The organism is Flexivirga caeni, from assembly GCF_003724155.1.
Taxonomy (GTDB): Bacteria; Actinomycetota; Actinomycetes; order Actinomycetales; family Dermatophilaceae; genus Flexivirga; species Flexivirga caeni.
On record NZ_RJJQ01000046.1, the window covers coordinates 1 to 1609 of the forward strand.

The window sequence follows — 1609 nt, forward strand, 5'->3', positions numbered from 1 at the left end:
CCCTGCGTGTCAAGGTGAGTTGAGTCCAGTGCCCGTTAGCAAAGTTGACCCCTGCAGGGCGAGTTGAGGAACCTGATTTTTGATGAGTAGTTCGACTGTTTCGTCGGCTCCGGTGAGCGTTGATGATGGTGTGATGAGTTCGTCGTCGTCGTCGTCGGGGCCGCGGGCTGGTGGTCCGCGTCGGCGTCGCACCTTCACGCCCGAGCAGCGGCTGGAGCATGTGGCCGGGTACGAGCAGGCTCTGACCGAGGGTCAGGGTGGGGCGTATCTGCGCCGGCACGGGTTGCATTCCTCGCTGCTGAGCGAGTGGCGCCGGTTGCGGGACGCGGGTGTGCTGGAGGGGAAGAACCCGGGTGAGAGGATCGGCCGCCCGTCCCGGGAGCAGGCCGAGATCGCCCGGCTGCGAAAGGAATTGGCCGAAACACAGCGGAAGCTGGCCACGACTCAGACGGCGTTGGACATCATGGGAAAAGCGCGCGCGCTCTTGGAACAGATCTCCGAGAGCGCGGACACCGAGCAGCGGCACGACAAGCACTGATGGGCAGCTATGCCCAGCTGAGGACGGCGGGAGTCACCACCCGTGCCGCGGCAGCGTTGACGGGTGTGCCGCGGGCTACCGCGACCCGCCACGCGGCCACGCCCGCCGGCGACGCCTCCACGGCGGCCGGTGCGCCCGAGGCCGGCCGGGCTCGACGGTGCCCGGCCAACACGCTGACCGCGGCGGAGCGGGCCCAGGTGCTCGCGGTGCTCAACAGTGCCGAGTTCGCTGATCAGCCGCCGTTGCAGGTGTACGCCACCCTGCTGGAACGTGGGGTGTACCTGTGCTCGGTTGCCACGATGTACCGGATCCTGCGTGCCAATCAGCTGGTCGTCGAGCGGCGCCGGCTGGCGCGGCACCCGGCCCGGGCGATCCCTGAGCTGGTCGCGACCGGCCCGGGGCAGGTGTACTCGTGGGACATCACCAAGCTGGCCGGCCCGGACCGGGGCGTGTACTACGACGCGTACGTGATGATCGACATCTACTCCCGGTACATCGTCGGCGCGCACGTACACGCCCGCGAGTCCGGGCCGTTGGCGAAGGAGATGATGCAGCAGATCTTCGGGATCCACGGCACGCCGCAGGTCGTGCACGCCGATCGGGGCACCTCGATGACGTCCAAGACCGTCGCCACCTTGTTGACCGATCTTGGTGTCACCCGGTCACATTCGCGCCCGCACGTGTCGAATGACAACCCCTACAGTGAGGCGTTGTTCAAGACGATGAAGTACCTGCCCGTCTTCCCCGAACGGTTCGGGTCACTGACCGACGCACGCGGGTTCATGGACGATTTCGTGCACGCCTACAACCACGAGCACCACCACACCGGAATCGGGCTGCACACCCCCGCAGACGTGCACTACGCACACGCCACCACCGTCGCGAAGGCCAGGTCGAGCACCCTCGCCCGTGCCCGCGCGGCACACCCCGAACGATTCGCCAGCCAGACCGACCCGAAGATCCTCGCCCTACCCGCCGACGCCTGGATCAACAAACCACCCGAGGAAGAACAGGAGGACCAACAACCAGCTGCTTAAGAACCGCTGGCCCCAAACATCTTGACAAATTCCG

At 66.6% G+C, this 1609-nt stretch carries 1 protein-coding gene; it reads left to right on the top strand.

Annotated elements, in window-relative coordinates; translation table 11 throughout:
• Nucleotides 1-133 precede the first annotated feature (133 nt).
• Nucleotides 134-1575, top strand: a protein-coding gene (locus EFY87_RS19900) for an IS3 family transposase (RefSeq protein ID WP_425459378.1) whose coding sequence is annotated in 2 segments (ribosomal slippage) — nt 134-506 and nt 506-1575 — 1443 coding nt in all. Because the reading frame shifts where the segments join, the coding sequence is not laid out codon by codon here.
• Nucleotides 1576-1609: the final 34 nt, after the last annotated feature.